Raw genomic sequence first — 7152 nt, 5'->3', positions numbered from 1 at the left:
CCCGTACTACACCCAGGACTTCGGCTTCTGACGGTCCCCCCGCCGTCGAAGCCGGAAAGCGATGCCCCAGCCGATCCCCCTGCGGCTGGGGCATCGCTGCGTAGTCCCCGCGGTCGAAACTGAGTCATGGCGCTTTAAAAGGGAAATAGCGCTTTAAAACGGGTCACAGAGGTTGAGACTGCCGACGCCGGGACTGCCGAAGCGCACGGGAGGCGCGGGACGGAGCTTCGTGCGTACCCCGGAAAGGGCTTCAGATGATCGGCGTGGCCGGCGGCGGCCCGGAGAGCGGAAGGCGCACGCAGACGATCGTGCCCGACGGACGGTTCTCGTCCAGGCGGATCGTGCCGCCGTGCAGGAGCACGATCGCGCGGGCCAGGCTCAATCCCAGGCCGCTGCCCGACGTCCCCTGATGCCGCACGTTGCTGCCGCGGAAGAACCGGTCGAACACCCGGGCGCGTTCGGCCGCCGGCGTGCCGATGCCCACGTCCGCGATGCACAGGTCGGCCATCGAACCGTCGGCGCGCAGCGTGATGTGCACCGGGGCGCCCGGCGGGCTGTAGCGGACCGCGTTGGACAGTATGTCGTCGATGACCTGGCGTAGCCGGGTGCCGTCCGCCGCGATGATCAGGGAGCGCGGGAGTTCGCTGACCAGGGTGAGGCGTTCGCCGTCGCGGCAGGCCGCGGTGATCACCGAGGTCACCAGCGCTGCCAGGTCCACCTCCTGTACGTCCAGGACCAGGTGCCCGGAGTCCAGCCCGGCCAGGTCCAGGAGCGTGTTGGCGATGCGTTGCAGGTTTCCGGCGTTGCGCGCGATCACCTGGGTCATCTGCCGCACGTCCGGGTCGAGGGTGGCGGCCTCCTCCTCGAGGAGCGTCGCGTTCGCCGTGATCGCGGTCAGCGGGGTTCGCAGCTCGTGGCCGACCAGGTCCACGAAGTCGCTCTGGGCGCGGGCGAGCTGGCGGGAGAGTTCCTCGGCGCGGCACTGGGCGACGAACACGCCGAACTGGGCGGCGACGCCGTCCAGCAGCACGGTGAGCAGGTCGGGCTCGAACTCCTGGGTGCCCGCATAGCAGGTGAGCACGCCGAGCAGCGAGTTGCCGTCGCGGACCGGGACGGCCAGGGCGGTACGCACGCCGCGGCTCAGGCAGATCTCGACGCGTTCCCGTTCGTGGCTGGTGCGCAGCTCGGTGCTGAGGCTGATGTCCGGTTCCCAGATGGCCCGGCCGCTCTCCCAGACGCGGCCGGTGATGCCCTGGCCGCGGATGGGCACATGGCCGAAGAAACCGTCCGCCTCGAGGCCGGAGGCGTCCCAGTGGCCGACCGGCAGGAGCAGCCCGGTGGCGTCGTCGATCAGGTACAGCTCGGCGGCGGGCCAGCCGAGGGTGACGGTCAGGGCGCGTAGCGCCTCGGGGGCGGCCTCGGCGGGGGTGGCGGCCTTCTGCAGGATGTGTTCGACGGCGAGGTGGCAGTTGCGGAACCGTTCGACCCGGCGCAGGGCGGTGACGTCGTGGGCGACGGCGACCGCGCCGCGGATGGTGCCGTCGGCGGCGGCGATCGGGCGGGCGATGGTGTGGAAGACCTGCATGCGCTGGCCGGCCCGGCGCACGTAGACGTCGTCGGTGATCACGTCGCCGCTGGCCAGTGCCCGCATCATCGGGGTCTGCTCCCAGGCGAGCGGCCGGTTGTCCGGGGCGGTGAGCATCGTCGGTTCGATGGTGGCCGTCCCCTGGCCGGACATGCCGCGCATCTCGCGCATGACCCGGCTGATGTAGACGACCCGGCCCTCGGCGTCGCAGGCCATCACCCCGGCGTCGAGGTTGCGGACCATGCCGCGCAGGAATTCCGTGTCGACCGGGAGGTCCGGCATGTCGTTCAGGTCGCCGGCAGCCGGGACGCCGGACGGGCCGGGGCGGGTGACGCTGTCCGGGGCGAGCATGGTCGCGGCGATCGTCATCAGCGTGTCGCACTGCGGGTCGCTCCAGGCGCGCGGCCGACGGTCGAAGACGGTGAGCGAGCCGATCGGCCGGTCCAGGTGGTCGCGGATCGGGACGGACAGGAAGGCGCGCATCCCGAACTCGTTGGCGACCGGATGTTCGGCCAGCCGCTCGTCCGGGTCGTCGAGCATGTCCTGGGCCATGATCAGGTGGTCGGCGCAGACCACGAACTTGCACACCGAGTACGCCAGGGGCAGCTTCTTGAGGTGCGAGATCTGGTCGGGCAGTCCGTGCGAGCCGAGGAAGTGGACGTCGTCGTTGTCGACCAGGGTGATCACGGCGACCGGTGTCTCGATCAGTCGCGCAGCGAGGGTGGCGACGTCGTCGAGTCGGGCGAACCCGCCGGACATGGTTCGCAGGGCTTGATGTACCGCGGCCAGGCGCACGGGGTCGCCGAGAACAGCTTCGTCCACCACCATCATGACCGGCCCGTCCTCTCCGTCGGAAGTCCGTGGTCACTGACTGTCGACGCTAGTACCCGGCCTCGGGGACTTCATACTGAAACCGACATATCGGCCGGGCAGCGGCTGTCGGACACGTCGTGCTCGTGCGGGCCGATCGCGACCAGCTCTTCCATCGTCGCCAGCAACTGGTCGTTCGGGCAGGGCTTGAGCATGATGGCGCAGACCTGCGCGGAGCCGGCCCGGGGATCACCGGGGTGCAGGTGGCCGCTGAGGATGGCGATCGGGGTGAGCCGGACGTCGGCGTGCGACCGGACGGCCTCGATCAGGTCCCAGCCGTCCATCCGGGGCATCCCCAGGTCGGTGAGGATCACGTCCGGGCGGAGTTCGAGGATCTGCTCGTAGGCCGCCTGACCGTCGGGCGCACGCGTCACGGTCATTCCGGCGCGTTTGAAAACCCTGGTCAGCACCAGGGCGATGTCCTCGTCGTCCTCGGCGATCAGCAAACGTGCCATCGTCGGCCCTTCGGTCGCAGCAATTCCCCTCAGCATGCCCCTCGCCGACCGGGGCCGTAGCGCGTTCCGGTAATCGGGGCAGATTTCCCCCGAAAGCGCCAGACGATTACCAACTTCGATATGTCGGTTGCCGCGTGCGCCTTCCGTTCCGGCCACCGGCCTGCCCAGGATGACGGGATGCGACCCGCCTACGCCGTCGGCGCCCTCGTCGCCGCGCTCCTGCCCGTACCCGTCACCAGCACTCCGGTCTCCTATCGTGACGCCCGCGTCCCTGTCGAACGGCGCGTCCAGGACCTCCTCGGCCGGATGACCCTCGCCGACAAGATCGGCCAGATGACCCAGGCCGAGCGGGGCGCCGTCGCCGCGGACCCCACCCTGGTCACCGAGTGGCGCCTCGGTTCGGTGCTCTCCGGCGGCGGTTCGGTGCCCACCCCCAACACCCCCGCGGCCTGGGTGGACACCGTCAACACGCTGCAGCGCGCCGCCCTCGCCACCCCCTTGAAGATCCCCATCCTGTACGGGGTGGACGCCGTCCACGGCCACGGCAACGTGTACGGGGCGACCGTCTTCCCACACAACATCGGCCTCGGCGCGTCCCGTGACCCGCGGCTGGTCGAACAGGTCTACCGGGCGACGGCGGAGGAGATGCGGGCCACCGGCATCCGCTGGAACTTCGCGCCGTGCGTGTGCGTGACCCGCGACGACCGGTGGGGCCGCGCGTACGAGAGTTTCGGCGAGGACCCGGCCCTGGTCACCCGGATGCTGACCGCCGTCGACGGGCTGGAGAAGAACGGTGTCCTGGCCACGGTGAAGCACTACGCCGGCGACGGCGACACCACGTACGGGACCGGCACCGGCGACTATCCGATCGACCAGGGCGTCACGATCACCAGCCGGGCCGACTTCGCCCGCATCGACCTGGCCCCGTACGTCGCCGCGGTCACCCGGCACGGCGTCCGCAGCGTGATGCCCTCGTTCTCCAGTGTCGACTGGACGGATGACGGCGTCGGCAATCCCGTCAACATGCACGGACATCGTGAACTGTTGACCGGCACGCTCAAGGGCAAGCTCGGCTTCGACGGTTTCCTGATCAGCGACTGGGAGGGCATCCACCACCTGCCCGGCACCCTCGCCGACCAGGCCCGCGCCGGGGTCAACGCCGGCATCGACATGTTCATGGAACCGAACACCGCACCCCAGTTCGAGGCGGCACTCACCGCGGAGGTGCAGGCCGGGCGGGTCCCGATGACCCGCATCGACGACGCGGTGTCCCGGATCCTGCGGGTCAAGTTCCAGCTGGGCCTCTTCGAGAACCCGTACGCCACGGCCGGCGAGGTCGGCACGGCGGCACACCGGGCGCTGGGCCGCGAGGCGGTCGCCGCCTCCCAGGTGCTGTTGAAGAACAACGCGCGCACGCTGCCGCTGCGGCCGGACGCGCGGATCTACGTGGCCGGGCGCAACGCCGACGACATCGGCAACCAGGCCGGCGGCTGGACCCTCGACTGGCAGGGCCGCACCGGCGACAGCATCCCCGGCACGACGATCCTGGACGGCATCCGGCAGGTGGCCCCGGCCGCGTCGGTCACCTTCAGCGCCGACGCGTCCGCGCCGATCGCCCGCACCGACGTCGGCGTGGTGGTGGTCGGCGAGACGCCCTACGCGGAGGGCTTCGGCGACGTGGGCGGCCCGGTCTGCTCGTGGTGTCCCGCGCCGCAACAGGAGCCCAAATCGCTGACCCTGCAACCCGCCGACCGGGCCGTGGTCGACAAGGTCTGCGACGCGGTCACCCGCTGCGTGGTGCTGATCGTCTCCGGCCGTCCGCAAGTGATCACCGACCAGCTCGGCAGCATCGACGCGCTGGTGGCGTCGTGGCTGCCCGGCAGCGAGGGCGGGGGCGTCGCCGACGTGCTCTTCGGCCGGCGCCCGTTCACCGGGAGACTGCCGGTGAGCTGGCCGCGTTCGGTCGACCAGGTGCCGATCAACATCGGGGACAGGCCCTACAACCCCCTTTTCGCGTACGGCTACGGCCTGCGCACGTGACGCCGCGGCCGCGTACCGTCGATGAAGTCCTTTGATCTCGTCTTCTTGCTGGGATGTGATGTCGTGGACATTCCCCTTTTCGATATGGGTGCGTGGCGGGCGGCCGACGTGCGGGACCGTGGTGTGCTGGCCGGGCGGCTCGACCGGGCCATGCGGGACTCCGGGTTCTTCCTGGTCGGCGGGCACGGCATCGACGGTGCGCTGCAGGAGCGGATCCGGGCGCAGGCGCGGGCGTTCTTCGCGTTGCCCGGTGCCGTCAAGGACCGCTACGCGACGGGCGTCGGCGGGCGGGGGTGGATACCGTGCGGGCGGGAGGCGAACGCGTTCTACGGGGAGGTCGCCGACGCGGACAGACCCGACCTCAAGGAGACGTTCACGCTCGGACGCGACGAACCCGGGCGCGACCCGGCGTGGTTCGCGGCGAACGTCTGGCCGGCCGAGGTGCCAGGGTTGCGGGAGCCGGTGAGCGCGTACGCGGCGCAGGTCCAGGAGCTCTACCGCGAACTGCTGGAGGTGCTGGCGATCGCGCTCGGGCTGGACGGCGGCTACTTCGTCGAACGGTCCCGGAACGCGCCGTACACGTTCAACATCAACCGTTATCCGCCGCTGACGGTCACCGGGACGCCGCTCGACGGACAGTTCCGGGTCGGGCCGCACACCGACTGGGGGATCCTCACCATTCTCGACCGGCAGCCCGGGTACGGCGGACTCCAGGTGCAGAACCTCGACGGCTCGTGGGCGGACGCCCCGTACGTGCCGGGGGCGTTCACCGTCAACATCGCCGACCTGCTGGCCCGGTGGACCGGCGACCGGTGGCGCTCCACCCGGCACCGGGTGCTGCCACCGCCGGAAGCCGACCGGGACGAGGAACTGATCAGCCTCATCGTCTTCTGCGAGGCGGACATGGATCGCGTCGTCACACCGCTGCCACCTCCGGCCGGCGGCGGCGCGAACCATCCGCCGGTGGTCGCCGGCGACTACTTCCGGGAGCGGGAGGCGGCGGCCTCGGTCGGCTGATCCGGGTCGTTCGCTTCCGGGAGCGAGCGCCCCGCAAACCGGTCGCGGGGGGACGTTCAGGTCGGTAGTCTTCCGCACCGTCGTAGCGACGACCGGGAGGCAACGGGATGAAGATCGGGGAAGCGAGCCGGACGGCCTGGGCCGCCGCGGAGTTCCGGGCGGCGCATCAGGTCGTGGACGGGGGACGGATCTTCACCGATCCGCTGGCGGTGCGGCTGGTGGAGGGCCGTACGGCGGACCGGTTGCTGGCCGAGCCGGACGAGCCGTCCCACCGGGCGACCCGGTTGTTCCTGGCGGCTCGGTCCCGGTTCGCCGAGGATGCCATGGCCCGCGCGGTGCGGGCCGGAGTCCGCCGCGTGGTGGTGCTCGGGGCCGGGCTCGACACGTTCGCCTATCGCAATCCGTTCCCGGGCGTCCGGGTCGTCGAGGTCGACCATCCCGACACCCAGGCGTGGAAGCGTGACCTGCTCGCCGGCGCGGGCATCACGGTGCCGGACTCCGTCACGTACACCGGAATGGATTTCGAGAGGCAGTCGCTCGCGGACACGTTGCGGGACGAGCGGTCGTTCTTCGTCTGGCTGGGTGTGGTGCCCTATCTGACCAGGGCGGGTTTCGACGAGACGTTGAGGTATGTGGCGGGCGTGCCCGGATCCGAGGTGGTCTTCGACTACACGATGCCGCCGTCGTCGTTGCCGGCGGCGCAGCGGGCGGCCCTGGAGGAGCGGGCGAGGCGGGTCGCGACCGTGGGCGAACCCTTCCAGACGTATTTCCGGCCGGACGACCTGGCCACGATCCTGCGGGCCGGGGGCTTCGTGGGCCTGGACGACATCGGCCCGGCGGAGATGGCGGCCCGCTGGTTCGAACCGCAGGATGCGGTGCCCGCCGGCACGCCGGGCGGCCATGTGGTGCACGCCCGCACGCCGGCGGGGTGAGATGACGGCGTCGGGACAGGGCCCGGTCTGGGGCGAGCAGGCCCGGTGAATTCTGGGGTGCGGGCACACCGCGCCGGGCAGACACCGTTTCAGGCGGTAGTACCGGTGGATGTCAGCTGCGGATCCCGGTGCATCCGGTCCTGAACTTCAGGAACAGCGATGCCCCAGCCGCAGGGGGATCGGCTGGGGCATCGCTTTCCGGCTTCGACGGCGGGGGGACCGTCAGAAGCCGAAGTCCTGGGTGTAGTACGGG

General features: G+C 70.8%; 5 protein-coding genes. 3 read left to right on the top strand and 2 right to left on the bottom strand.

The genetic code is table 11. The features are described 5' to 3' along the window. Nucleotides 1–250: 250 nt before the first annotated feature. Together WH85_RS45560 and WH85_RS45555 are read right to left on the bottom strand one after the other, a co-directional pair. Nucleotides 251–2416, bottom strand: coding sequence for a sensor histidine kinase (locus WH85_RS45560; protein WP_045748468.1), 2166 nt, complete (start codon nt 2414–2416; stop codon nt 251–253). A 71-nt stretch (nt 2417–2487) separates the two neighbouring features. Further along, entirely contained in the window at nt 2488–2910 is a 423-nt protein-coding gene (locus WH85_RS45555) for a response regulator (protein WP_045748467.1), read from the bottom strand. A 120-nt stretch (nt 2911–3030) separates the two neighbouring features. On the opposite strand from WH85_RS45555, the gene WH85_RS45550 reads away from it, so the two are divergent. The 3 genes from WH85_RS45550 to WH85_RS45540 all read left to right on the top strand — a co-directional run bounded on the left by WH85_RS45550 (nt 3031) and on the right by WH85_RS45540 (nt 6899). Continuing rightward, a complete protein-coding gene (locus WH85_RS45550) occupies nt 3031–4950 on the top strand; it encodes a glycoside hydrolase family 3 protein (RefSeq protein ID WP_157411645.1) in 1920 nt (639 codons plus the stop codon). 63 nt (nt 4951–5013) lie between these two features. Beyond that, on the top strand, nt 5014–5967 hold the full coding sequence (locus WH85_RS45545) for an isopenicillin N synthase family dioxygenase (RefSeq protein WP_245674387.1): 954 nt from the start codon (nt 5014–5016) through the stop codon (nt 5965–5967). A 107-nt stretch (nt 5968–6074) separates the two neighbouring features. Then, a complete protein-coding gene (locus WH85_RS45540) occupies nt 6075–6899 on the top strand; it encodes a class I SAM-dependent methyltransferase (protein WP_045748464.1) in 825 nt (274 codons plus the stop codon). The last annotated feature ends 253 nt before the right edge of the window (nt 6900–7152 follow it).

The organism is Actinoplanes rectilineatus (assembly GCF_000962825.1).
GTDB lineage: Bacteria > Actinomycetota > Actinomycetes > Mycobacteriales > Micromonosporaceae > Actinoplanes > Actinoplanes rectilineatus.
Note: the sequence above shows the minus strand (reverse complement) of the source record. Positions and strands in the feature narration are given on the sequence as shown.